Origin of the sequence: Novosphingobium sp. PhB55 (assembly GCF_004368805.1) — a bacterium.
Taxonomy (GTDB): Bacteria; Pseudomonadota; Alphaproteobacteria; order Sphingomonadales; family Sphingomonadaceae; genus Novosphingobium.
This window is the reverse complement of sequence record NZ_SODQ01000006.1, coordinates 134,763-159,343: the sequence shown is the minus strand read 5'-3', so window position 1 is coordinate 159,343 and position 24,581 is coordinate 134,763. Positions and strand designations below refer to the sequence as shown.

Sequence of the window (24,581 nt, the reverse complement as noted above, 5' to 3'; positions counted from 1 at the left end):
GGCAGGCTGCGATGCCGCAATCACGATATTGTACCCGATTGTCGCGCTCATGCTTGGCAGTTCGGCGCGCCTTGCCCACGCTGCGGCCCGATGGGCAGTCGGATCGACGCCGGGCAGGGGAGAGCACATGGGCGGACCTATCGCCGTTTCGCGGATCATCCACACTATCCACGCCACCACCGATATTCATCGCAGCCGCGCGCTCTATCAGGATGCGCTGGGCGGGCTGGTTTTCGCCGAGAACTTCTTCCCCGCGGAAGATCGCGATGCGGCGCTGCTCTATGTGACCGATCATATGGTCGAGCCGATGGCGGCCCGCCATCCGGAGGACCTGACGAAGCCTTTTGCACGCCAGGCCGCGCGGATCGGCCAGGGCTTTCACTCGTTCGAGATCAAGGTGGCGGATGGCAAGACGGCCAGCGCGGCCTTCCGCGAGGCGGGCTGCACGGTCGCCAGCGACTATGGGGTGTTCTTCTTCGTCCGGCCCGAATCGACCGGCGGCGTCCTGCTGGAAGTCTGCGAGCTGCCGATGCCCAACGATCCGTGGGAGCGGGGCAACTGGGACCCCAGGCTCGGAGCCGGGCACCCCTGCCGGGTCACGGGCCTCGATCATATCGCCTGCGTCACGCGCGACATGGCCGGAGCTCTGCGGTTCTTTACCGAAGTGGTTGACGGCGAAGTCCTCAGTGACGAGCGCATCGTATCGCCGCAAAGGGCGCGCCGCGTGCTCTTGCGGCTGGGCGATACGCAAGTGGCGTTCCTGGAGCCTGAAGAACCCGAGGCCGGGGCATTCGGGGCTTTTCTCGCGAAGGCGCAGAACGGCATTTATGCGCTCGTCTGGAAGGTGGACGATCTCGCGCAGGCCCAGGCGCACTTCGCCGGGAAGCTGAAATTCCGCGTGGGCCAGGCCCATTGCGTGCCGGCAGGCCTGGCAATCGAGCCGGACGACTTCCTGGGCGCCCGGCACGAGTTCACCGAGGCCTAGACGACGGTTTCGCTCTCCAGGGCGCAGGGCGATTCGGCATCCGTTTCGATCTGCACGGTCGGGTGGCCGATGCCGAAGCGGTGCTCGAGGTCGTGGGCCAGGGTGTGAAGGAAGGCGTCGCCGCGTTCGGCGCCGGGCATGACGAGATGGGCGGTGAGCGCCGTTTCGGTGGTGCTCATCGGCCAGATGTGAAGGTCGTGCACGCGGGTGACGCCCGGCAGCGCCGCCAGGAACTGGCGGACGGCGGCGATGTCGATGCTCTCGGGCACGCCCATCATGCCCATGCGCAGCGATTCGCGCAGCAGGCCCCAACTGGACCAGGCGATGACGGCGGTGATCACCAGCGAGGCGATCGGATCGACCACTTGCCAGCCCGTGAACATGATGACGATGCCCGCGATCACCACCCCGGCCGACACCGCCGCGTCGGCCATGAGATGCACGAAGGCCGCGCGCAGGTTGAGGTCGGACTTGCTCCCCTTGGCGAAGAGCAGCGCCGACAGCGCGTTCACCGCGATGCCGAGGGCCGCGACGACGATCATGGTGGTTCCGGCCACCGGCGCCGGTTCCGTGAAGCGCCGGATCGTCTCCACCAGGATCGCCCCGATCGCCACCCATAGCAAAGCGGCATTGGCGATCGCGGCGAGGATCGAGGAACTCTTGAGGCCGTAAGTGAAGCGCTCCGAGGGAGGACGCGCTGCGAGCACGCTGGCGGCCCAGGCGAGGAGCAGCGAAAGCACGTCGGAAAGGTTGTGTCCGGCATCCGCCAGAAGCGCCATCGAGCCACTGAAGAAGCCCGCCGCGCCCTCGGCAATGACGAAGGCGACGTTCAGTCCTACCGCAACTGCGAATGCCTTGCCCACGTCGCCAGGAGCGGGCGGACCATGGTGATGATGCCCGTGACCGTGTGCATGTCCGTGACCATGCGAATGGCCATGACCATGCCCCTTATCGGCCTGATCGTGATGATGCTGATGTGCGACGCCCATGACAATTTCATCGCATGCGCCGGACCTTAACAGCAAGCTATGACGTATCATCACATGCCGAAACGCAATTGGGGCGCCGAACATGGATGCCGCGCCGCGTGACATTTATGCCGCACCAAAGATTGTCATATTGGCGCATAAAACCCGGAATTCTCAGGAAAAATAGGCGATCTCTGCAATCGAACGCAATTTGAGTCAGAAAATTGCGCAACAAAGATCGGAAATGAATCCCGTGCGTCAGAAGATTGTCATATTGCGCTGCTCTTAGCAGCCGCAGCAAATTTTGCGGCAGGGCAACTCTTCCGCATTTGGCGAAAACACTCTGAAGGTTTCCAGGGGGCTAAGATGAAGTTTCAATCCATTCTCTCCACCGCGACCAGCTCGCTCGCCGTCGGCGCAGCGTTCCTCGCCGTTCCCGCTTTCGCACAGTCGACCGGTTCGGTAGACTTCGAAGAAGGCACCATTGTCGTTACTGGCCAGACCCAGAACGGCGTCGCCGGCGTCAAGCTGCCCAACACCTCGAAGGCCAAGCAGGTCCTGACGCAGGACATCATCCAGACCCAGGTTCCGGGTCAGACGATCAACGACACCATCAACCTGATGCCGGGTGTCAGCTTCCAGAACAACGACGCCTTCGGTTCGTCGGGCGGTACGCTGACCATTCGCGGCTTCGACGATTCGCGTATCTCGCAAACCGTCGACGGTATCCCGCTGAACGACACGGGCGGCTACGCGCTCTATTCGAACCAGCAGATCGATCCGGAAATCATCGAGCAGGTCAACGTCAACCTCGGCACCACCGACGTCGACTCGCCAACCGCCGCTGCTTCGGGGTCGACCGTCAACATTCGTACGCGCAACCCGTTCGACGATTTCGGTGTGCGCTTCCTGGGTTCGGCCGGTGACTTCGGCTTCTTCCGCATGTTCGGCGAAATCGATACCGGCGTGCTGAACTCGAGCGGCACCAAGGCGTTCTTCTCGGCATCGAAGGCGGTCAACAACACCGTTTACGGCGGCATCGGCCAGATCGACAAGACCCAGTTCAACGCCAAGATCTACCAGCCGCTGGGCGACAACGGCGACTTCATCTCGGTCGCGGGCCACTGGAACCGCAACCGCAACAACTTCTTCGGTTCGACCCCGCTGCGTGTCGACCCGACCCGAGTTGTCGGCCCGGATTCGAGCAACCGCTTCCCGCTGACCAAGGACGAGCGCTTCTACAAGATCGCCGACTGCCAGATTCCGGCTGGTGTGACGGGTGTAGCGGATTCCGCCAGCAGCTGCGGTTCGCTCTACGACTATCGTTTCAACCCCTCGGACACGGGTAACATCCGTATTAACTCGCGTTTCACGCTCAGCGACAAGCTGACGCTGAACGTCGATCCGAGCATTCAGTACACCAAGGCTAACGGTGGCGGCACGGTGGTTGCTCGCGAAGGGGGCTACACGAACGCGGCAACCGGTATCACCACGCCGATCTCCGGCTATATCGGCGGCGCGCCTTACTTTAACGGCGTCGATCTCAACGGTGACGGCGATACGCGCGATCAGGTCCGCATCCTGGCGCCGAGCAACACGGAAACCTGGCGTATTGGTGTCATTGCGTCGCTGCGCTATGACATCAACGACTTCAACCGCGTCCGTGTCGCCTATTCGTATGACCGCGGCCGTCACCGCCAGACCGGTGAAACCAGCCTGCTGAAGTCGAACGGTTTTGGTTCGGACGTGTTCTCGGACAACGCTTTGGCCGATGCGGATGGTAACATCCTGCAGAAGCGCGATCGCCTGTCCTACGCCATCCTGCATCAGGTCTCGGGTGAATACTCGGGCGACTACATGAACGACCGCGTTCACCTGAACCTCGGTGTTCGTGCGCCGTTCTTCAAGCGCAACCTGACCAACAACTGCCTTGCGACCAGCGCCGGTGGCTTCGTGGATTGCTTCACGACGAACACTGCCGACCAGGCTGTATATGCTGGGGCGAACCCCACCTACAAGTTGCCGCAGCAGCGCACTCTCAACTACAACCGGGTCCTGCCGACCGCAGGTGTGGTATTCGATGCGACTGACCATGCGAGCGTGTTCTTCAACTACTCGAAGGGCGTGCAAGTCCCCGGCACCGACAACCTTTACCAGTCGTTCTGGTATGCACGTGATGAGGATGCGGCCAACCCGAAGCCGGAATCTACCGATAACTTCGACCTTGGCGTCCGTTATAGCTCGGGCATCATCCAGGCCTCGGTCACCGGCTGGTATACCCGTTACACCAACCGTCTGGCTTCGGCTTATGACCGTGACCTCGACGTGACGATCTACCGTAACCTCGGTCGCGTGGACAAGTACGGCGTCGACGGCAGCTTCGCCGTGCAGCCGATCCCCGAATTCTCGCTCTACGTCTTCGGTTCGTACCTGAAGTCGAAGATCAAGGAGAACGTCGAAACCGGTGTGACCGCTGCTGGCGATCCGATTTTTGCAGCCACCAAGGGCAAGCGCGAAGCCGGTGCACCTGTCTACACGCTGGGTACTCGCGCCCAAGGTAACCTCGGTCCGGTCGAGCTGGGCGTGCAGGTGAAGCGTACCGGTCCGCGCTACGTGAACGACCAGAACCTGCCGATCGTGATCAGCGGCGCGCAGGTCTATGCCAAGAAGACCCCGGCCTACACCCTCGTCGACCTCGACGCGAAGGTGAAGCTGGACTTCATCGGTCTGGGCGATCGCACCTTCCTGCAGCTCAACGTCGTCAACCTGTTCGACAAGCTTTATGTCGGTGGTTTCGACGGTGCAGGTACCTCGCAGACCAACGTGCCGAACGCCTTCATCGGCACCCCGCGCACGTTCATCGGTTCGGTCAGCTTCGGCTTCTAAGACCGCTTCCGATTTCGGAACAAGGAAGGGAGGAAGCGTCAGCTTCCTCCCTTTTCTTTTGTCCGCTCGACACGCGATGGTATTCTTCGCTCGCTTCACGGAGAGGATACATGAGCGAGGAAAAGGCGGAGCAATCCGCGTCGCAGCAGATCGATGCCCGCATCGCGGAGCTGGGCGATTGGCGGGGGGCTCTGTTGGCTCGGCTGCGCGAGGTTGTCCTGGCGGCCGATGCCGGTGTTGCCGAGGACTGGAAATGGCGGGGGGTGCCGGTCTGGTATTGCGGCGGCATGATCTGCACCGGGGAGACCTACAAGGCGGCGGTGAAGATGACGTTCGCCAAGGGCGCCGCGCTCGACGATCCGGCGGGGCTCTTCAATGCCAGCCTCGACGGCAACCAGCGCCGGGCCATCGATTTCCATGAGGGCGACACGGTAGACGAGCCTGCGCTGACGGCGCTGGTCCGCAGCGCCATAGCGCTCAATCTGGCGAAGAAGCCTGCGCGGTCGAAGACACCCCGCTAGGGGCGAGGTGCCTCAGTCGTAGACGCAGGCATCGAGGCCCTGGGTCTTCACCGTGCCGATGCGGGCGGCGATGGTGTTGCCATAGCGCCGGGTGAAGCCGGAGGGGCTCTTCACGCTGCGGGTCTTGGGGCTGGGCAGGGCGGCCGCCATGCGGCCGGCCTCCGTGGTCGTGAGGTTCGAGGCGGACTTGCCCCAGTAGCGCTGTGCCCCGGCTTCCACGCCGTAAGTGCCGATGCCGGTTTCCGCGACGTTGAGATAGATCTCCATGATCCGCCGCTTGTCCCACAGGTTCTCGATCAGGAACGTGAACCAGACTTCCAGACCCTTGCGCAGATAGCGCGTCCAGCCATCGCCCTGCCAGAGGAAGACGTTCTTGGCCGTCTGCTGGCTGATCGTCGATCCGCCGCGCAGGCGGCCGCCGGCGGCATTGCGCTCGAAGGCCTTTTCGATGGCGTTGGTATCGAAGCCGTTGTGCGTGCAGAACTTGCCATCCTCGGCGGCGATGGCGCCGGCGACCATGTTGCGGTCGATCCGGCTGAGCGGCTGCCAGTCCTTGGTGATGCCGTTGCCGTCCACCAGCATCGTCACCGTCACGGGCGGCGGAACGAAGCGGTAGAGCACGGTCAGCCCCACGCTGATCGCAACGAACCAGAACACGATCTTGGCAAGGATGCGCAGCAAAGGAAGGGAGCCCCATATGACCGGCGCGCGGGAATGCCGCCGTCCGGCGCCATGCCTAGCGATATCGCGCGCGGCGGAAAAGGTGCCTGCGTTCGGGTTCCCCCGTCGAGATGCGGATCGTGACCGGGAATCAGTCGCGCGCGTCGAAATCGGCGCGGGCGTCGGCCACCGTTTGCAGATTGGCTTCGGCCCAGAGCCAGACGCTGCAGAACGCCTCTCCCAGGCCGTGACCCAGCGGGGTCAGCCGGTAATCGACGTGAGGAGGGATGACGGGATGAACCGTGCGATGGACGAAACCGTCCCGCTCCATTTGCCGCAGTGTCTGCGTGAGCATCTTCTGGCTGATGCCCGGTACGGCGCGGGCGAGGGCGCTGAAGCGGGTTTCGCCGTTTTCTTCCAGCGCTTCCAGCACCAGGAGCGTCCACTTGTCTGCCACGCGGCCGATCAGCTCATTGACGAGTGCATCGACGCCCGGCACGGTCGAATAGCTGGTGATCGGCGGATTTTCCATTTCTTACCCTTGGGTGGCTACAGCACTTTCAGGTGCCTACTTTCCAAAAGAGAGTATAGATCTACATTCCGCTTCGCAATCTTTCTCACAGGAGCGTTCCCATGAAGACCAGCGGCAACATTATCCTTCTGACAGGCGGCGGCACCGGCATCGGGCGCGAACTGGCGCAGCGGTGGCACGATGCCGGCAACCAGGTGATTGTCACCGGGCGGACGCTCGCCAGCCTGGAAGAGACCGCGAAGGGGCGACCGGGCATTCATCCCATGGCGCTCGACGTTACCGATGCGGGCGCGATCGCGGCTTTCGCGAAGGACATTCTCGCGCGGTTTCCGGCACTCAACGTGCTTGTCAACAATGCCGGGGTCATGCCGCTGGAAGACATTTCCGTGCCCCGCGACCTTGCGCGCGCGGAAGCTTGCGTGGTGACCAACCTGCTTGGCCCGATCCGCATGACCGATGCCCTGGTGGCGCATTTGCGCGAGCAGGAGGGCGCGGCGATCGTCAATGTCAGCTCTGGTCTCGCTTTCGTTCCGCTGGTCGGCGCGGCGGTCTACTCGGCCACCAAGGCGGCGATCCATTCGTGGACCGATTCGCTGCGCTTTGCCCTGAAGGGTTCGGTCGAGGTGATCGAGCTGGCGCCCCCGGCCGTGCAGACCGAATTGACGCCAGGCCAATCGACTCGCGAAGGCTACATGCCGCTGGACGCGTTCATCGACGAGGTCATGGGGCTCATCGCGCAGCAGCCGACGCCGGAGCTGATTGGCGTCGAACGCCTCGGTTTCCTGCGCAATGCCGAAGCCGAAGGGCGCTATGCGCAGACATTCGCCGCGCTGAACGCGGCGCCGCACTGACCGTCGCTCCGCCCGGGGCCCTGAAGGTCTCGGGCGGAGCACCGCCGCTGGTCAGGGCGCGGCGCGACTGCTATGGCTTTTGATGTTGCATTGCAGCATGAGTGAGCAGTGACATGGCCCGCAAGGACAATTCACCCCACAGGCTGGACCTCGCGCTTCAGGGCGGAGGCGCGCATGGCGCCTTCACCTGGGGCGTGCTGGACGGTTTGCTGCAGGATCCCCGAATCTCGATCGGCGCGCTCAGCGGTGCCAGCGCGGGGGCCATGAATGCGGCGGTCCTCGTCTCGGGCCTGGTGGTCGGCGGCCGGGAAGGGGCGCGGGAACGCCTGCGCTCGTTCTGGAAGGCGTTGAACCGTTCGGGGCGCGAGGCCGGGCCCTTGATTCCGATGATCGAGGCCTTCCCGGAAGCCACGCGCGCGATGAGTTCATGGTGGAGCACCGTGTTCGGCGATCTCGGCATGGCGCATGCGTCGCCGGAAATGGGCCGGGACATGCAGGAAATCCTGCGCAAGGTCATCGAGGATCACGTCGATTTCGCCGCCATCGCCAGCGAGGATGCGCCGCCGCTGTTCATCTCGGCCACCAATGCGCAGAGCGGCGCGGTGCGCATCTTCCGCAAGCATGACCTGACGGCCGACGCCTTGCTCGCCTCGGCCTGTCTGCCGCTTTATTTTCCGCCGGTCACGATCGACGGGAAGGACTATTGGGACGGCGGCTACAGCGCCAATCCCCCGCTCGTGCCCCTGGTGCTGGAAAGTCCGAACGACGATCTGCTGCTCATCACGGTCAATCCGCAGTTGCGGAGCGAAACGCCGCGCAATGCTGCCGGTATTGCGGACCGGATCACCGAGATCGGCTTCAACCAGTCGATGCGCAAGGAAATGCAGGGTCTGTTCCTGCTGCAATCGTCGATCGGGCGGCACCGCGAAACGGACGGACTGATCGCCCGGGTCGACCGGCTGCGTTTCCACGAGATCCACGACGAGGCTGCGCTTTCCGCCATGCCTGCGCAAAGCAAACTCCTGCCGGTGCGACAGATCCTGCTGACCTTGCGCGACGTGGGAGAGGCGGCGGCGAAGCGCTGGTGCGAGGTTTCGATCGAGAGCCTCGGCCAGGAGAGCACTGTCGACCTGGCGAGCCGGTTCGGACCGGGTTAGGGCTCGAGGTCTCTCGATCGGATCGTCAGAGAATACCCGGCAGGTCCAACCCCTTCTCCCGCGCACAATCCAGCGCGATCTCATAGCCGGCATCGGCATGACGCATCACGCCCGTCGCCGGGTCGTTCCACAGCACGCGCTCCAGCCGCCTGGCTGCCGCTTCGGTGCCATCGGCGACGATCACCATGCCCGAATGCTGCGAATAGCCCATGCCGACGCCGCCGCCGTGGTGCAGCGAAACCCAGGTCGCGCCGCTGGCGGTGTTGAGCAGGGCATTGAGCAGCGGCCAGTCCGAAACCGCGTCAGATCCGTCGCGCATGGCCTCGGTCTCGCGGTTGGGAGAGGCTACCGAGCCGCTGTCGAGGTGGTCGCGGCCGATCACGACCGGTGCCTTCAGTTCGCCCTTCGCCACCATCTCGTTGAAGGCGAGGCCAAGCCGGTGGCGGTCACCCAGGCCGACCCAGCAGATGCGTGCGGGCAGGCCCTGGAACTGGATCTTCTCGCGCGCCATGTCGAGCCAGTTGTGCAGGTGCGCGTGGTCGGGCAGCAGTTCCTTCACTTTGGCGTCGGTCTTGTAGATATCCTCGGGATCGCCGGAGAGCGCGGCCCAGCGGAATGGCCCAACGCCGCGGCAGAACAGCGGGCGGATATAGGCGGGCACGAAGCCGGGGAAGTCGAACGCGTTTGCGACGCCTTCGTTCTTCGCCATCTGGCGGATGTTGTTGCCGTAGTCGGTGGTGGGCACGCCCGCCGCCTGGAAGTCCAGCATGGCCTGGACGTGGACCGCCATCGAGGCCTTGGCCGCCTTGGCGACCGCCTCCGGTTCCCGCTCGCGCTTCTCGATCCATTCGGCGACGGTCCAGCCAGCCGGGAGGTAGCCGTTGACGGGATCGTGGGCGGAAGTCTGGTCGGTCAGCAGGTCCGGACGAATGCCGCGCGCGAACATCTCCGGCAGCAGTTCCGCCGCGTTGCCGAGCAGGCCGACCGAGACCGGCTTTTTCTCGGCAATGGCCTTGTCGATGATCGCCATGGCTTCTTCGATCGTGCTGGCGGCAACGTCGAGGTAGCCGGTGCGCAGGCGCATTTCGATGCGGCTGGGCTGGCACTCGATGGCAAGGCACGATGCGCCCGCCATCACCGCCGCCAGCGGCTGCGCGCCGCCCATGCCGCCAAGACCTGCCGTCAGCAGCCACTTGCCCGAAAGGTCGCCATCGTAGTGCTGGCGGCCCATCTCCACGAACGTTTCGTAAGTGCCCTGAACGATGCCCTGCGTGCCGATGTAGATCCATGAACCGGCGGTCATCTGGCCGTACATGGCAAGGCCGCGCTTATCGAGTTCGTTGAAATGCTCCCAGTTCGCCCATTCCGGCACGAGGTTGGAATTGGCGATCAGCACACGCGGCGCATCGGCATGGGTGCGGAATACGCCCACCGGCTTGCCGGACTGGACCAGCAGCGTCTCGTCTTCATTCAGGCGGCGCAGGGTCTCGACGATCTTGTCGTAGCTTTCCCAATCGCGCGCAGCGCGGCCGATGCCGCCGTAGACCACCAGTTCCTCGGGCCGCTCGGCCACGTCGGGGTGAAGGTTGTTCATCAGCATGCGCAGCGGGGCTTCCGTGAGCCACGATTTCGCGGAAAGTTCGGTGCCGGTCGCGGGCTTGATGACGCGGCTGTTATCGAGGCGGGTCATTGTGTTTCCTCAGGTCAGGATTGCGCGAAGGCGATTGCGGCCTTCAGCATGTCTTGCAGGATCGGGGTGAGGGCGGCGGCGCGCGCGGCCGAGAAGGGGACGGGCCAGTTGGCTTCGTCCGGCGCTTCAGGCTCGTCCATGTAGCCGCGAATGGCGAGTTCCATCTGGATCGCGTGGACGCCGTTTTCCGGGTGGCCGTAGTGGCGCGTGGTCCAGCCGCCCCGGAAGCGGCCGTCGAGGACGTGGCCGAGGCCACTTCTGGCGCAAACCTCGACGATGGCGGCGGAAAGCGCCGGATCGCACGTCTGGCCGAGGTTGGTGCCGACGTTGAACTGCGGCAATTCCCCGTCGAACAGGCGCGGCACATGGCTGCGGATCGAGTGGGCGTCGTAGACTACGACTTTGCCGTGAATGACGCGCAGTCGTTCGATCTCGGCGGCGAGGGCGGCGTGGTACGGATCGAACCAGAGCGCGCGGCGGCGGGCGATCTCGGCCGTATCCGGCGCGTCGCCTTGGTAGAGCGGTTCGCCGTCGAAAGTCGTCGTCGGGCAGAGTTCCGTCGTCGCCTGCCCCGGATAGAGCGAGGCGCCCGAAGGATTGCGGTTGAGGTCGATCACGCTGCGCGAGACGCGCCCGGCAATCGTCGTTGCGCCCATGTCGCGCGCGAAGGCGTAGAGTTCGTCCACACACCAGTCCGCATCGCGCCGGGCGAGCCATTCGGAGCGGAACGCAGGCGCGACATCGGCCAGGGCAGTGCCGACATGGGGGAAGGCGACGATGAGCGGTGCTTCGCCGCGATGGAGAGTGAAGCTTGGGCTCATGTGCGTTGCTCCAAGTATCGGCCGTTACCCATCACTTCGTCATTGCGAGCGTAGCGAAGCAATCCAGGGCGGTTCTGCGCCGCTCTGGATTGCCACGTCGGCTTCGTCTCCTCGCAATGACGAAAGTGAGGGAGAGTGGCCGCCCTCATGCGATACCCGGAAGCAGGTCCGCAGCCGTATCGGCCAGCGCGCCCGAGCGGACCAGCAGGTTGGCCGCTTCCATGTCGGGGTGGAAATGGCGGTCGTCGTCCAGTGCGGGAACTTCGGCCCGCAGCGCGGCGCGCGCGGCATCGAGCCAGGTGCTGGAGGCCAGCGGCGCGTGGAATTCGATCCCCTGCGCAGCGGCGAGCAGTTCGATGCCGATGACGGCAGTGGCGTTCTCGACCATCGACAGCAGGCGGCGCGCGCCGTGAGCGGCCATCGAAACGTGGTCTTCCTGATTGGCGGAGGTCGGGATCGAGTCCACCGAGGCGGGATAGGCCTTCTGCTTGTTCTCGGATACCAGCGCCGCAGCGGTCACTTGCGGGATCATGAAGCCCGAATTGAGGCCGGGACGCGGCGTCAGGAAAGCGGGAAGGCCGGACAGCGCCGGGTCCACCAGCATGGCGATGCGGCGCTCGGAGATCGAGCCGATCTCGCAGACGGCGAGCGCGATCATGTCGGCAGCGAAAGCCACCGGCTCGGCGTGGAAGTTCCCGCCGGACAGCGCCTCGTCGGCGCCGCCCCCATCGGCATCGACGAAGATCAGGGGATTGTCGGAAACGCCGTTCGCCTCGATCTCCAGCGTCGTCGCGGCCTGGCGCAGCACGTCGAGCGCGGCGCCCATGACTTGCGGCTGGCAGCGCAGGCAATAAGGATCCTGCACGCGGGCGTCGTTCTCGACGTGGCTGGCGCGGATCGCAGAACCGGCCATCAACCCGCGCAGGGCGTCAGCCACCTCGATCTGGCCGCGATGGCGGCGCAGGGCGTGGATGCGGTGGTCGAACGGTGTGTCGGAGCCCTTGGCGGCTTCGGTCGAGAGCGCGCCGGTCACCAGGGCGGAGCGGAACAGCAGTTCCGCCTCGAACAGTCCGGCAAGCGCATTGGCGGTGGAGAACTGGGTGCCGTTGAGGAGGGCGAGGCCTTCCTTCGGGCCGAGTTCGAGCGCCGAGAGGCCCGCGCATGCCAGCGCATCGGCGGCAGGCATGCGCTGGCCGTCCAGGACGATCTCGCCCACGCCGATCATCGTTGCGGCCATGTGCGAAAGCGGTGCCAGGTCGCCGCTGGCGCCGACCGAGCCTTGCGAGGGGACCACCGGCGTCAGGCCCTTGTCCAGCATCGCTTCGAGCAGGGCCACGGTTTCAGGGCGGACGCCGGAAGCGCCTTGCGCAAGGCTGGTGAGTTTGAGCGCCATCATCAGCCGGATGACCGGCACTGGCGAAGGCTCTCCCGTGCCCGCTGCGTGGCTGAGCACGATGTTGCGCTGGAGCGTGGCGAGGTCCTCATCGCCGATGCGGACGCTGGCGAGCTTACCGAAACCGGTGTTGATGCCGTAGACCGGCTCGCCCCTGGCCAGGATGCGCGCGACGGCAGCGGCACTTTCGGCCACGCGCGGGGCGCAGGCCGGGTCGAGCTTCACATCCGCGCCGCGGTAGATCGCGCGCCACTGGGCCAGGGTTACCTCGCCGGGCGTGAGCGTGTCGCTCACAGTGCCAGGTGTGAGCGTGTCGCTCACGGTGCCAGGAGTGAGCGTGTCGCTCACGGGTGTCGGCGTGAGCAGGTTGTCGGTCATTGTCCACTCCAAATGCGTGCATGGAGCGGGTTGAACCCCATGCGGTAAACGAGGTCGGCCGGGCCCTCGATGTCCCAGATCGCAAGGTCGCAAGCCTTGCCCTGTTCGAGCGTGCCGAGCCGATGAGAGAGGCCGAGCGCCTGTGCCGCGTTGCGCGTCACGCCCGCCAGGCATTCGGGCACGGTGAGGCGGAACAGCGTGGCGCCCATGTTCATCGTCAGCAGCAGCGAGGTCAGCGGCGATGTGCCGGGGTTGCAGTCCGTGGCGAGCGCGATGGGCACGCGGGCCAGGCGCAGCGCTTCGATCGGGGGCAGCACTGTCTCGCGGCAGAAATAGTAGGCGCCGGGCAGCAGGGTGGCGACCGTGCCGGAAACGGCCATCGCGGCGATGCCGGCTTCGTCCAGATGTTCGAGGTGATCTGCCGAAAGCGCCCCGTGGCGTGCGGCCAGGGCGGCGCCGTGAAGGTTGGAAAGCTGCTCGGCATGGAGCTTGACCGGCAGGCCCAGCGCCGTGGCGGCGCGGAACAGGCGCTCGGTCTGGTCGGGCGAAAAGCCGATCCCCTCGCAGAAGGCGTCCACGGCATCGGCAAGGCCGGCCTGCGCGGCGGCGGGGAGCATGACGGTGCAGAGATGATCGATATAGGCGTCGGCATCGCCTGCGAATTCCGGGGGAAGCGCATGGGCGCCGAGGAAGGAAGTGACGATCCGCACGGGCCGAACCTCGCCGAGGCGGCGGGCGGCGCGCAGCATCTTGAGTTCGCTGGCAAGGTCGAGGCCATAGCCCGACTTCACTTCGAGTGTCGTGACGCCCTCGGCCAGCAGGGCGTCGAGACGGGGAAGGGCGGCAGCGACCAGTTCGTCCTCGCCGGCCGCGCGGGTGGCCTTCATGGTGGAGACGATCCCGCCGCCGGCCCGCGCGATCTCCTCGTAGGAAGCGCCTTCCAGCCGCAGTTCGAACTCACGCGAGCGATCGCCGCCGAAAATGAGGTGGGTGTGGCAGTCGATCAGTCCGGGCGAGATCCAGCGGCCTTCGCAATCGATCACTTCGGCGGCATCGAATGCGGGAGCATCGGCCTCGGGACCGGCGTACAAGATCACGCCGTCCTGCGCCGCGATCACGCCCTGCTCGACAATGCCCAGCGGCTCCCGGGCCGACCCGGCACTGGCCATCGTGGCCAAACGGGCGTGTTTCCAGAGCCTGTCGCAGCGCATGACGAGTCGATCCTTGTTGCTTGCCCCGGTTATTGCATCGGTCGTTTTTAATGTATAGACAAAATAGCGAAGGAGCCCTGAAAGCGATGTCCGCCATTTCGCCCGAAGCCACGTCCTCCGCGATATTTGCCGACTTTGCCTTGCTGGAGCAGGGCTGGGCCAGCGACGTGCGATTCATACTCCGGGGCGGGCGGATCGCCGCCATCGAGCGCGATACGGCGGTGCGCGCGGGCGACGAGCGCCATGGCTGCGTGCTCCCGGCGCTGGGCAACCTGCATAGCCATGCCTTCCAGCGCGGCATGGCCGGTCTGGCCGAACGCCGCGGGGCGACCGACGACAGCTTCTGGACCTGGCGGGACGTGATGTACCGCTTCCTCGACCGCATGGACCCGGACGACCTCCAGGCCGTAGCCGCCATGGCCTACGTGGAGATGCTGGAGAGCGGCTTCGCGCGGGTGGGCGAGTTTCACTACCTCCATCATACCCCGGACGGCAGGGCTTACGACGATCCGGCGGAAATGAGCGCCGCCATTGCCCGCGCTTCGGCGGAAACCGGCATCGGGTTGACCTTGCTGCCGGTTTTCTACGCCCATTCCGGCTTCGGCGGGCAGGCTCCGAGCGAAGGACAGCGGCGTTTCCTCCACGACCTCGATGGCTTCGCGCGCCTGCTGGAAGGCGCCCGATCGGCGGTCAAGGGACTGGATGAGCCGGTGGTCGGCCTTGCTCCGCACAGCCTGCGCGCCGTGTCGCCGCAGCAGCTTGGCGCGCTTGAAAGCATGGCAGGCGGCCTCCCCATTCACATCCACATTGCCGAGCAGGTCCGCGAAGTGGAGGACTGCCTTGCCTGGAGCGGGAGCCGTCCGGTCGCCTGGCTTCTGGACAATGCCGCGGTGGACCATCGCTGGTGCCTCGTCCACGCCACGCACATGACCCCGGAGGAAACGCGGCGGATGGCCCGCAGCGGCGCCGTGGCGGGGCTCTGCCCGGTGACCGAGGCCAATCTGGGTGACGGCCTCTTTCCGGCGCGAGAATTCCTTGCCGAGGGCGGATGCTGGGGCGCCGGCAGCGACTCGAACGTGATGATCGATGCGACCGAGGAACTGCGCCTTTTCGAATATGGCCAGCGGCTGCATCATCGCGGGCGCAATATCCTCTCCAGCCCCGCCATGCCCTCCACGGGCGAGGCGCTCTGGGGCCAGGCGCTCCGCGGCGGCGCGCGGGCGCTGGGGGTAAAGGGCGGGCTTTCCATCGGCTTGCCGTTCGATGCCCTGTCGCTGGACCTCGACCACCCCTCGCTCACGGCGCGCGGCGCGGATCGGCTGCTGGACGGGTTGGTCTTCGCGGCCGGGCGCGGGGCCGTGGATTGCGTGTGGCGCTTCGGCGCGCAGGTGGTAAGCGGTGGCCGGCACCGCGCGCGACAAGAGGTCGTCCGGCGTTACAGGGACAGGTTGGGCAGGCTGATCGGGTGAATAGACCGCTCCACGAACGCATCCGCCAGGATTTCGAGACGCGGATTCTCGCGGGTGCGCTGGCGCCTGGCGAACGGCTGCCGACCGAGCAGGCGCTTATGGCGCATTACGACTGCGCGCGCATGACGGTGAACAAGGCGCTTTCCGCGCTGGCCACGGCTGGCCTGGTGGACCGCCGCAAGAAGGCCGGCACTTTCGTCGCCCGCCCGCGCGTGCATTCCATGGCCATGGATATTCCCGACCTCGGCGCGCAAGTGGCCGAGCGCGGCCAGGCCTATCGCTTCGATCTGGCGCTGCGGCGCGAAATGCACGTGGCAACGGGCCGGGCGCAGGCCCCGATGGAATGGAAGGTCGATGGTTCCGTGCCGCTGCTGGAACTGGAGGGCATTCACTTTGCGGACGGGGCGCCTTTTGCGCTGGAGCATCGCTTCGTGAATCTGACCGCCGTGCCGGAGATCCTCGACGCCGACTTCACGGGTTCCTCGCCCGGAACCTGGCTCCTGGAGCATGTGCCCTGGACGGAGGCCGACGCCCGCATCACCGCGACGGGTGCCGGTGCGACGGAGGCGCGCCTGCTGGCGGTCGAATCCGGCGCGCCGTGTCTTTGCGTGGAGCGCAAGACGTGGCGCGGCTCCGAGCCGATCACTTATGTGCGGCAGCTGTTCGTCGCCGGGGCTTACGAACTGACCGCCCATTTCGGACCCGGCGCGCGCCGCGACACCTGACGCGGCACTCTGACCTTGCCGTGGCCCGACAGGCTTATGCGGCAGGGGGCAGGGTTCGGGCGGAAAGGGTTATTCTGACGGTGGCGGTCTGGCCGGGTTCGAGCCAGGCCAGTGTTTCCGGGGCGCGGTTGATGGCGTCGGTAGCGTGGCTGACGGGCTCCACGCAGAAGTAGTCCTGACCCTCGGGCGTGAAGACCACCGTCGTCGTCAATTCCTCGGAAGGCGCGATCGTCAGGCCGAGGCCGCGTGCCGGCCAGTCGATTTCGAGCATGCCCTCGCGGCCGGTATAGGCGGTGTCGACGGCGCGGGTGTCCACGGGTTCGCCCTGCCACCAGTCGATCGCTTCCTCATGCTCGTCAAGCGAACTCGGCAGGCAGTCAGGCGTGTTGTACCATTCTCCGCGATGCAGTCCGCGATAGACGGTTTCGGCGTCGCGGGGGAAATAGGGGTGGAAGCCCAGCCCCGCCGGCATCGGCGCATCGCCCAGGTTGGTGATGCTGAGCCTGTTGGTCAGCCCTTGCGCACCGAGTTCGAAGGTTTGCCGCGCGCGGTAGGGCCAGGGCCACTCGCCGCCGGGGTAAGTGTGCTCCAGCAAGGCGTGGTTGTCGTCTTGTTCGATCACCGACCAGGCCGTGAGCCAACCGAAGCCGTGCAGCGGATGCGGGTGGTCGGACCCCGGGAAGTTCGGCGCAATCGTGCCTTTGCGCGCGCCGGTGTTGAATCGGCCTTTGGCGATGCGGTTGGAGAAGGGGACCAGCGGAAAGCTCCCGACATCGAAGATCGTGCTGCCGCAGGCGGGGCGCATCAGGGGTTCGCCATGCCAGTCCAGCCGCAGCACGGCGCCGCCGCGTTCCGGTGCCAGTTCGAGTCGATAGCCTTGCGCTTCGAGGATGATCATCGCTTCCGGTCCACTCCCATGGGACGCGCCTACCTTGTGTTTCGGGCCTGAACGTCCAGGTCTGAACTTACAGGCCCGATCTGCCTGCAAGATCGCGCGGCGGGTTTTCGGCGGGGTGGAGGTAGCGCTAACAAAGGGGACGTGGCAAGACCCTGCCATGATCGGCAGCGATCATTCTCCCGCTACACACGCCTTCCGCTGCGAAACCCAGGCCAGGGCGTTCTTCACCATCGTGCGGTATTCCGGGGTACGGTACGTTTCCGGCCGGTGCCCGATCGCTGAGTAGAACATCCGGCCTTTGCCCAGGCACTTGCTCCAGGCGATCGGGTGGTCGCCCATGCGCAGGTCCTGCCCGCCCACGCCCTGGGGCGCGTAAGTACTTTCGTCCAGAGTGGCCAGGACCTTGGCGCCGGTTTTGCGCGGATTGGTGGTGAACGAATACCACTCGTCGTTCATCGTCCATTGCGCGGGAAGCCCCTTTGCGAGCGGCGAGGAAGGCGTTTCCAGCCGGACTTTCGCGTCCTGGAACTGGGGCGACATCGGATGGCCGGCGAAACGCGCGCCGATCAGGGTATCGGCGTACCAGTCCCAGAAATAGGCCGGATCCCCCGCTGAGCCATGAACGGCCAGGAAACCGCCGCCATTTTCGAGATAGGCCTGCAGGGCTTTGCGCTGGGTGAGGGTGAGCACGTCGCCGCTGACGTTGTTCCAGATCACCGCGTCGAAATTGCGCAGGGTCTCGGCGCGGATGGCCCCGCCCTTTTCGGTGGAAGTCACGCTCCAGCCGTTCTCCCGCGCGAGGTCAACGAAGAGGGCATGCGCGGCTTCCACGCCGGGGGTATCCTTGAAGCCGTTGATCTTTTCGAAGATCAGCAGGCGCGGTGCCCCGGCTGCAGATTTACCTTCTGCGGATTTGCCGCCTGCGGATTTCCTGGCGGCGGGAATCTCCAGACGGTCGTCGTCGTAGCGCGCGCAGCGGGCCCTGCGATCGGCGTCGGTGACCGCCAGCTTGCGCAATTCGCCGTCGGCGCGGTCCACCGCATCGGCGGGCATTCCGAAGAACCCGGCGGCCTTGCGCAAAGTGAGAATGGCGGCGAAGCTGGGCGTCTGGGTGCCCATGAAACGCGGCGGGGCACGGTCCAGCGCGGCACCCATGTCACGCGAGACGATGGCTTTGGCCTCCGGGCTGAGCAGCAGGTCTATCAGCGGGGAATCCGCGGAGAACGGGGCATCGCGCAGCGGACAATCGAGCACGGCGGTGCCAGCCATCGTGGCTGGGGCAGGCCCTGCCATTGTCGAGACTGTAAATATCGACGCAGCAAAAAAGGAAGCGGCCAGCGCAGCGCAGGCTTTCAGGGTCCGTCTCATCATGGTTTCCAGCTCTCCCGGTCTGGTCCATCCTGCCTAAAGCAGGGCCATGATTTGGCAAGTGCCAGGAAGAGACCGATAGATCCGTTTCCGCCCCTATTCTCCGCGATAGCGCAAGGCGTCCACCACCAGCCGGAACGCCGCCGAAGGCTGGCGGCGGCTGGGGTAATAGAGGTGGTAACCGGAGAAGGGCTGGCACCATTCGTCCAGCAGCGGCACGAGGTGCCCGGATTCGATGTGCGGCCTGGCGTAAGTGTCCATCATCATGGCAATCCCCGCTCCGTCGAGCGCAGCGCGCAGGATCATCGCCATGCTGTCGAAGGTCAGCTGGCCGTCGACGCGAACGGTCAATTCGCGCCCGTCCTTCTCGAACTCCCAGGCATAGAGATTGCCGCGCGAGCGGAAGCGCAAGTTGATGCATTGATGGCCGGCGAGGTCGTGCGGCGTTTCGGGGATGCCGTGCCGTGCGACATAGTCCGGGGAGGCGACCGGAACCAGCCGCGCGTGCGGGCCGATGCGGACGGCGATCATGTCGCGCGCGATGGATTCGCCCAGCCGTACACCGGCATCGAAGCGCTCGGCGACGATGTCCACGAAGCCTGCGTCGATATTCAGTTCCACGTTGATGTCGGGATAGAGCGGCAGGAATCCCCTTAGCGCCGGCCAGATCACCGAATTGGCCGCGTGTTCCGAGGCTGTCAGGCGGACGGTGCCGGCCGGCTTGTCGCGCAGCTCGCTCACCGTGGCCAGCCCCATCGCGATCTCGTCCATGGCGGGGCGCAGGGTGCCGAGCAGCCGCTCGCCCGCTTCGGTGGGGGATACCGCGCGGGTCGTGCGAGACAGCAGGCGCACGCCCAGTCGCGATTCCAGGCGGCGGATCGTATGGCTCAAGGCCGATTGCGAGGACCCGAGCTTGGCGGCGGCGCGCGTGAAGCTGCCTTCGTCGGCGACGGCGATGAAAGCGGTGAGATCGGCGAGGTGTTCGCGTTGCATTGATGAGCGCTTATCATGACTGTCATGCGCTTGGCGACGGATAACGCACGGGCGCCGGGGATGGCGACAGCCGATGAAATTCCGTCGGAAAGCCGCGTCCCGTCGGAACGACGGTCGAGCTGCGGCGCCAGTGGCGATAGTCGGGAACCGCGGGCGATGACAAGACTTTGTAATTGCCGAAGCTTCTTCTTGACCTTTGTTCCCGAAACAGATCATCTTCGCCCTGGTCGAGGGATCACCTGGAGCCCGATGATTTTGCGAGCTGGATTCGATCGTTTCCTAATCGTCCCGCTCGCGGCAAGCCTGCTTGCCTCTTGCGCGGTCGGTCCCGATTACAAGGTCCGTGGCGCGCCGGAACTTGGCGTGCCGGACCAATGGTCCGTGACGGCGCCCCCGCAGGCCGAAGACCTGACGCGCTGGTGGCGCAACTTCGACGATCCCATCCTGACGCAACTGGTGGAGCAGGCGGCCGCCGCCAATCTCGATCTCGAACAAGCTGTGGCGCGCCTGCGCCAGGCGCGGGAATCGCTGGTGGTGAGCCGGGCCGCGCTGTTTCCATCAGCGAGCGGATCGGCCGGTGTCAGCCGGACCGAGGCGCTGCGCGGCGGCGGCACCGTCATCACCCTGCCGGACGGCACGGTCACGCAGACCGGCGGCGGGGGTAGTTCCAGTTTCTCGCTCGGACTGGATGCCAGCTATCAGCTCGACCTGTTCGGCGGCAATCGCCGGGCGGTGGAAGCCAGCAAGGCCCAGTTCGAAGCCTCCGGGTTCGACTATGCCGCCACTCTGCTGACGGTGGAGAGCGAAGTGGCGCGCAACTATGTGCTGGCGCGTGCCTATCAGGCCCAGCTTGCCAATTCGCGGGCCAGCCTTGCCATTCAGGACGACAATCTGCAGATCGCCGGCTGGCGCGTCATGGCCGGACTGGTGTCCTCGCTCGACCAGGAACAGGCCCGCGCCAGCCGCGCGCAGACCGCGGCGGGCATTCCGCAGATCGAGCAGCAGTATAACGCTGCCGTCTCGCGCATCTCGGTGCTGACCGGGCAGGCGCCGGGGGCGGTGAAGCCGCTGCTGCAGACCGTCCAGCCGATCCCCAAGGGCCCCGGCCAGGTCGGCGCCGGCATTCCCGCCAACGTCCTGCGCCAGCGGCCCGACGTTCGTTCGGCGGAGCGCCAGCTTGCCGCCACCACCGCCCAGATCGGCGTCGCCAAGGCGCAGCTGCTGCCCCAGCTCAACATCAGCGGCAGTCTCGACACCAATGCGTCGAGTTTCAGCAATTTGTTCGACACGATCACCGGCGGCCTGTTCGGCGGCATCAGCCAGGCGATCTTCAACGCCGGCCGGTTGAACGCACAAGTCCGCTCCAGCCGGGCGGCGGCGGACGGTGCCTTTGCCGCCTACCGCTCTTCGGTGCTGACGGCGCTGGAGGATATCGAGAACGCCGTGGTCGCCCTGAGATCGGCCGAGGAGCGAGAGCGGCAATTCGCCATCGCGCTCGATGCCTCGACCAATTCCGCCCTGCTGGCCCGTGCCCAGTATCGCAGCGGACTGACCGACTTTACCACGCTCAACACGCAGGAAAGCGCGCTGAACTCCGCCCGCAACGGGTTGGTGCAGGCGCATTCCGACCGGGCGACCGCCCTGATCGCGCTTTACGATGCGCTCGGCGGCGGCTGGGATCCGACATCCGACTACACCGTGCTGGCAACCGAGCCCCGGGGAACCAACTGAGATGGCCGACGAAAAAATCGACGAATTCCTGGGTGCGGAAAAGAAGCCGGTATGGCGCCGCAAATGGGTGTTCTGGACTGGCCTGGTGGTGCTCGTCCTGTTCTCGCTCCTGCTGGTGCGCTGCTTCGGGACGACCGAGAAACAGAACTACGCCACCACCAAGGCCGAGAAGGGCCGTCTCGTCACCAGCGTCTCGGCCACCGGCAAGCTGGCGCCCACCACGCAAGTGACCGTGGGCTCGCAGCTTTCCGGCCTCGTCGTGAAAGTGCTGGTGGACGTCAATGACCGGGTGAAGGCCGGGCAAGTGCTGGCCGAGATCGACCCCGAGCAGATCGAGGACCAGATCCGCCAGGGCCAGGCCCAGTTGAACGCCAATCGCGCGCAAGTGGACCAGGCCAAGGCGACGCTGGTGGAATCGCAGGCCCAGCTGGCGCGGCTTGAGGAAGTCTCGCGCCTGTCCGGCGGGAAGGTGCCGTCGAAGACCGAGCTTCAGGCCGGACGCGCCGACATGCAGCGCGCTGCCGCAGCGGTGAAGACGGCGCAGGCCAATGTAGTGGCGGCCGAGGCCTCGCTGGCGCAGAACCAGACGCAGCGGGCGCGGGCGCGGATCATCTCGCCGGTATCGGGCGTGGTGCTGGCACGGCAGGTCGATCCCGGCCAGACCGTGGCCTCCTCGTTCAACACGCCGACCCTGTTCGTGATCGCCGAGGACCTCAGCGAGATGAAGCTGGAAGTGGCGATCGACGAGGCCGACGTCGGCACCGTGGCCGAGGGGCAGAGCGCCAATTTCACCGTGGACGCCTTCCCCGGCCAGACGTTCCCGGCGAAGATCACCCGGGTGGAAATCGCCTCCAACCTCACGGCATCTTCGGCCAGTTCCTCCAGTTCTTCCAGCAGCTCCACCACCAGCACGAGCGGCCAGGTGGTGTCCTATGCGGCCGATCTTTCCGTGGCCAACCCGGATTTCAAGCTGCGCCCGGGCATGACCGCCACGGCCGATATCGTCACTTCGGACAAGAAGGACGTCATGCTGATCCCGAACGCGGCTCTGTCCTATAGCCCGCAGGCGACGGGCAATGCCAAGAAGAAAGGCGGCGGCGTGACCGACGCGATCGGGTTCCGCCCGCCCCGCCGCGGCCAGCGCGCGGCCAAGAGCGCCACGCTCGACCGGGGGACGCGCCAGACGATCTACGTGCTGACGGCCGAGGGCAAGCCGCAGGCGATCGAGATCGTCACCGGCAGCACCAATGGCCAGCAGACCGAAGTAGTTTCGGGCGATCTAAAGCCAGGCATGCCGGTCATCACCGGCGAGCTTGCCGGGACCGGGAGCTGAGGGCAGGGCACATGGCCGGCAGCGCTCCCGTCGCCACCCCGATCATCTCGCTGCGCGGGATCACCAAGGTGTTCGGCACCGGGGCCACCGCGTTCCGGGCGTTGAAAGGCGTCGACCTCGACATCGCGGCGGGAGACTTCGTGGCCGTCATGGGGCCGTCCGGTTCGGGCAAGTCGACGATGATGAACATTCTCGGCTGTCTCGACGTATCGACCACCGGCGAATTCCTGTTCCATGGCCATCACGTTGAGAGCCTTGACCGGGACCAGCGCGCCCTGCTGCGGCGCCGCTATCTCGGTTTCGTGTTCCAGGGCTTCAACCTCCTGGCGCGCACTTCCGCACTGGAAAACGTCGAACTGCCGCTGCTCTACCGGGGCGATGTCAAGCAGGACCGCCGCAAGGAGGCCATGGCCGCGCTCGACAAAGTGGGGCTTGCCGACTGGGCGGGGCATACGCCGGGAGAGCTTTCCGGCGGGCAGCAGCAGCGCGTGGCGATCGCGCGCGCCATCGTCACCAATCCCGAGGTCCTGCTGGCCGATGAGCCGACCGGCAACCTCGACAGCCAGCGCTCGGTGGAGATCATGGAATTCCTTTCGGTGCTCAACCGCGAGTCCGGGATCACCGTGCTGATGGTCACCCATGAGCCCGACATGGCCGAATATGCGCGGCGGATCGTCCACTTCAAGGACGGCCTGATCGACCGGATCGAGCAGGGGAACGGGGCGCCGGCGGCTGGGCTATCGGCGGCTGGGCTATCGGCGGCCGGGCTATCGGCCGCAACACCCGATGGCGTGCCGGGCTGATGCTGGGCACGATCTTCCTTCTCGCGCTGCGCTCGATCCGGCGGCACATGTTGCGCTCGCTGCTGACCATGCTGGGCATCGTCATCGGCGTGGGTGCGGTGGTCTCGATGGTGACCCTGGGCAAGGCGACGACGGCGGCGGTGACGCAGCAGATCGCCGCGCTGGGCACGAACATCCTCCAGGTGCGTCCCGGCCAGGGCTTCGGCCGTGGTGGCGGCGGTCCGTCGCCGCGCGATTTCGACCCTTCGGATATCGTGGCCATCCGCCAGCAGGTGGGCGGGGTCATGGCCGTGGCGCCGCAGGCTTCCTCCAGCGGAACCGCCATCTACGAGGGCGCGAACTGGTCCACCACGATCAACGGGACGACCTCGGACTATTTCAAGATCCAGCCCTGGCCCTTGCAGGAAGGCCGCCTGTTCAACGAGGACGAGGAAACCGCCGGCAAGTCGGTGTGCATCATCGGCTCGACAGTGAGCACCAACCTGTTTCGGAATGCCGACCCGATCGGCAAGCGCTTCCGCATCGGCAACGTGTCCTGCGACGTGATCGGGCTGCTGACCACCAAGGGACAGGCCGGCTTCGGCGGCGACCAGGACGACATCGTCATCATGCCGATCAAGACGGTGCAGCGCCGTTTCCTGGGCACGACGTCCATCCGCACGATCCTCGTCGGCGTCGATGACAACTATTCCACCGAGCAGGTCCAGCAGACCCTCACCAGGCTGCTGCGCGAGCGCCGCCACCTGACCGAAGGCAAGGACGACGATTTCAACATCTTCGACACCAAGCAGATTTCCGACACGCTGACTCAGACGACGACGATGCTCACCCAGATCGTTGCCGCCGTCGCTGCCATCAGCCTGGTAGTGGGCGGGATCGGCATCATGAACATCATGCTGGTCTCGGTGACCGAGCGCACGCGCGAAATCGGCATTCGCCTCGCGATCGGCGCGGTGGCCAACGAGGTGCTGCTGCAGTTCCTCGTGGAGGCGGTGGTGCTCTCCTGCCTCGGCGGGGTCATCGGTCTGCTGCTGGCACAGCTCGTGGTTGGCGTGGCCACGCCCCTGATGGGCCTGCCCTGGATATTCGATCCGGTCGTCAACCTGGGCGCCTTCGCGGTTTCGGCGGTGATCGGCGTGGTCTTCGGCTATTTCCCGGCGCAGCGCGCGGCCAGCCTCAACCCGATCGACGCACTTCGTCACGAATAA

General features: G+C 65.7%; 22 protein-coding genes. 12 read left to right on the top strand and 10 right to left on the bottom strand.

Going from position 1 to position 24,581, the window contains the following annotated elements; genetic code table 11:
- Window positions 1–127: 127 nt before the first annotated feature.
- On the top strand, window positions 128–985 hold the full coding sequence (locus EDF57_RS16040) for a VOC family protein (RefSeq protein ID WP_134095012.1): 858 nt from the start codon (window positions 128–130) through the stop codon (window positions 983–985).
- Here EDF57_RS16040 and EDF57_RS16035 read toward each other — a convergent pair.
- Window positions 982–1,848 (bottom strand): cation diffusion facilitator family transporter, encoded by an 867-nt coding sequence (locus EDF57_RS16035; RefSeq protein WP_243841095.1) that lies wholly within the window; start codon window positions 1,846–1,848, stop codon window positions 982–984. The genes EDF57_RS16040 and EDF57_RS16035 overlap by 4 nt on opposite strands.
- A gap of 21 nt (window positions 1,849–1,869) precedes the next feature.
- On the opposite strand from EDF57_RS16035, the gene EDF57_RS26230 reads away from it, so the two are divergent.
- The 3 genes from EDF57_RS26230 (at window position 1,870) to EDF57_RS16025 (ending at window position 5,360) form a co-directional block, all read left to right on the top strand.
- The gene (locus EDF57_RS26230) at window positions 1,870–2,004 is read left to right on the top strand and encodes a hypothetical protein (RefSeq protein ID WP_279388296.1); all 135 of its coding nucleotides are present in this window, start codon (window positions 1,870–1,872) and stop codon (window positions 2,002–2,004) included.
- 315 nt (window positions 2,005–2,319) lie between these two features.
- Entirely contained in the window at window positions 2,320–4,839 is a 2,520-nt protein-coding gene (locus EDF57_RS16030; RefSeq protein ID WP_134095010.1) for a TonB-dependent receptor, read from the top strand.
- A gap of 110 nt (window positions 4,840–4,949) precedes the next feature.
- Complete coding sequence (locus tag EDF57_RS16025; protein ID WP_134095009.1) at window positions 4,950–5,360, top strand: DUF1801 domain-containing protein; 411 nt, start codon at window positions 4,950–4,952, stop codon at window positions 5,358–5,360.
- 12 nt (window positions 5,361–5,372) lie between these two features.
- Here the strand turns inward: EDF57_RS16025 and mtgA are convergent, their stop codons facing one another.
- Together mtgA and EDF57_RS16015 are read right to left on the bottom strand one after the other, a co-directional pair.
- A complete protein-coding gene (gene mtgA / locus EDF57_RS16020) occupies window positions 5,373–6,038 on the bottom strand; it encodes a monofunctional biosynthetic peptidoglycan transglycosylase (protein WP_134095177.1) in 666 nt (221 codons plus the stop codon).
- 133 nt (window positions 6,039–6,171) lie between these two features.
- A complete protein-coding gene (locus EDF57_RS16015) occupies window positions 6,172–6,552 on the bottom strand; it encodes a helix-turn-helix domain-containing protein (RefSeq protein ID WP_134095008.1) in 381 nt (126 codons plus the stop codon).
- A 101-nt stretch (window positions 6,553–6,653) separates the two neighbouring features.
- On the opposite strand from EDF57_RS16015, the gene EDF57_RS16010 reads away from it, so the two are divergent.
- On the top strand, window positions 6,654–7,403 hold the full coding sequence (locus tag EDF57_RS16010) for an SDR family NAD(P)-dependent oxidoreductase (RefSeq protein WP_134095007.1): 750 nt from the start codon (window positions 6,654–6,656) through the stop codon (window positions 7,401–7,403).
- A 101-nt stretch (window positions 7,404–7,504) separates the two neighbouring features.
- Complete coding sequence (locus EDF57_RS16005; RefSeq protein WP_134095006.1) at window positions 7,505–8,560, top strand: patatin-like phospholipase family protein; 1,056 nt, start codon at window positions 7,505–7,507, stop codon at window positions 8,558–8,560.
- 25 nt (window positions 8,561–8,585) lie between these two features.
- On the opposite strand, the gene hutU is transcribed toward EDF57_RS16005, so the two are convergent.
- The 4 genes from hutU to hutI all read right to left on the bottom strand — a co-directional run bounded on the left by hutU (window position 8,586) and on the right by hutI (window position 14,053).
- The gene (gene hutU / locus EDF57_RS16000; RefSeq protein WP_134095005.1) at window positions 8,586–10,250 is read right to left on the bottom strand and encodes a urocanate hydratase; all 1,665 of its coding nucleotides are present in this window, start codon (window positions 10,248–10,250) and stop codon (window positions 8,586–8,588) included.
- Between the two features lie 14 nt (window positions 10,251–10,264).
- A complete protein-coding gene (gene hutG, locus EDF57_RS15995) occupies window positions 10,265–11,071 on the bottom strand; it encodes an N-formylglutamate deformylase (protein ID WP_134095004.1) in 807 nt (268 codons plus the stop codon).
- Window positions 11,072–11,216: 145 nt separating this feature from the next.
- Window positions 11,217–12,758 carry a histidine ammonia-lyase gene (hutH, locus tag EDF57_RS15990; RefSeq protein ID WP_243841124.1) on the bottom strand — a complete coding sequence of 514 codons (1,542 nt, stop codon included), beginning with the start codon at window positions 12,756–12,758 and terminating at the stop codon, window positions 11,217–11,219.
- Window positions 12,759–12,838: 80 nt separating this feature from the next.
- On the bottom strand, window positions 12,839–14,053 hold the full coding sequence (gene hutI, locus EDF57_RS15985) for an imidazolonepropionase (protein ID WP_134095002.1): 1,215 nt from the start codon (window positions 14,051–14,053) through the stop codon (window positions 12,839–12,841).
- 86 nt (window positions 14,054–14,139) lie between these two features.
- Here hutI and EDF57_RS15980 point away from each other — a divergent pair, with 86 nt between their 5' ends.
- Both EDF57_RS15980 and hutC read left to right on the top strand, forming a co-directional pair.
- Window positions 14,140–15,522 carry a formimidoylglutamate deiminase gene (locus EDF57_RS15980; RefSeq protein ID WP_134095001.1) on the top strand — a complete coding sequence of 461 codons (1,383 nt, stop codon included), beginning with the start codon at window positions 14,140–14,142 and terminating at the stop codon, window positions 15,520–15,522.
- Window positions 15,519–16,247: a histidine utilization repressor gene (gene hutC, locus EDF57_RS15975; protein WP_134095000.1), complete on the top strand. Its 729-nt coding sequence runs from the start codon at window positions 15,519–15,521 to the stop codon at window positions 16,245–16,247. The genes EDF57_RS15980 and hutC overlap by 4 nt, the downstream gene beginning before the upstream one ends.
- 34 nt (window positions 16,248–16,281) lie before the next feature.
- Here hutC and EDF57_RS15970 read toward each other — a convergent pair whose 3' ends face one another.
- The 3 genes from EDF57_RS15970 to EDF57_RS15960 form a co-directional block, all read right to left on the bottom strand.
- Window positions 16,282–17,145 carry an aldose 1-epimerase gene (locus EDF57_RS15970; protein ID WP_166675296.1) on the bottom strand — a complete coding sequence of 288 codons (864 nt, stop codon included), beginning with the start codon at window positions 17,143–17,145 and terminating at the stop codon, window positions 16,282–16,284.
- Between the two features lie 171 nt (window positions 17,146–17,316).
- Window positions 17,317–18,414 (bottom strand): ThuA domain-containing protein, encoded by a 1,098-nt coding sequence (locus EDF57_RS15965; RefSeq protein ID WP_243841094.1) that lies wholly within the window; start codon window positions 18,412–18,414, stop codon window positions 17,317–17,319.
- Window positions 18,415–18,609: 195 nt separating this feature from the next.
- The gene (locus EDF57_RS15960; protein WP_132262068.1) at window positions 18,610–19,506 is read right to left on the bottom strand and encodes a LysR family transcriptional regulator; all 897 of its coding nucleotides are present in this window, start codon (window positions 19,504–19,506) and stop codon (window positions 18,610–18,612) included.
- 249 nt (window positions 19,507–19,755) lie between these two features.
- Between EDF57_RS15960 and EDF57_RS15955 the strand changes: the two genes are divergently transcribed.
- Genes EDF57_RS15955 through EDF57_RS15940 form a run of 4 tightly spaced genes read left to right on the top strand, consistent with a single transcriptional unit; the run spans window position 19,756 to window position 24,581 of the window.
- Window positions 19,756–21,237 carry an efflux transporter outer membrane subunit gene (locus tag EDF57_RS15955; protein WP_134094997.1) on the top strand — a complete coding sequence of 494 codons (1,482 nt, stop codon included), beginning with the start codon at window positions 19,756–19,758 and terminating at the stop codon, window positions 21,235–21,237.
- Window position 21,238: 1 nt separating this feature from the next.
- A complete protein-coding gene (locus EDF57_RS15950; protein ID WP_134094996.1) occupies window positions 21,239–22,570 on the top strand; it encodes an efflux RND transporter periplasmic adaptor subunit in 1,332 nt (443 codons plus the stop codon).
- Between the two features lie 11 nt (window positions 22,571–22,581).
- The gene (locus tag EDF57_RS15945) at window positions 22,582–23,373 is read left to right on the top strand and encodes an ABC transporter ATP-binding protein (protein ID WP_134094995.1); all 792 of its coding nucleotides are present in this window, start codon (window positions 22,582–22,584) and stop codon (window positions 23,371–23,373) included.
- Window positions 23,373–24,581, top strand: coding sequence for an ABC transporter permease (locus EDF57_RS15940; protein ID WP_132262076.1), 1,209 nt, complete (start codon window positions 23,373–23,375; stop codon window positions 24,579–24,581). The genes EDF57_RS15945 and EDF57_RS15940 overlap by 1 nt, the downstream gene beginning before the upstream one ends.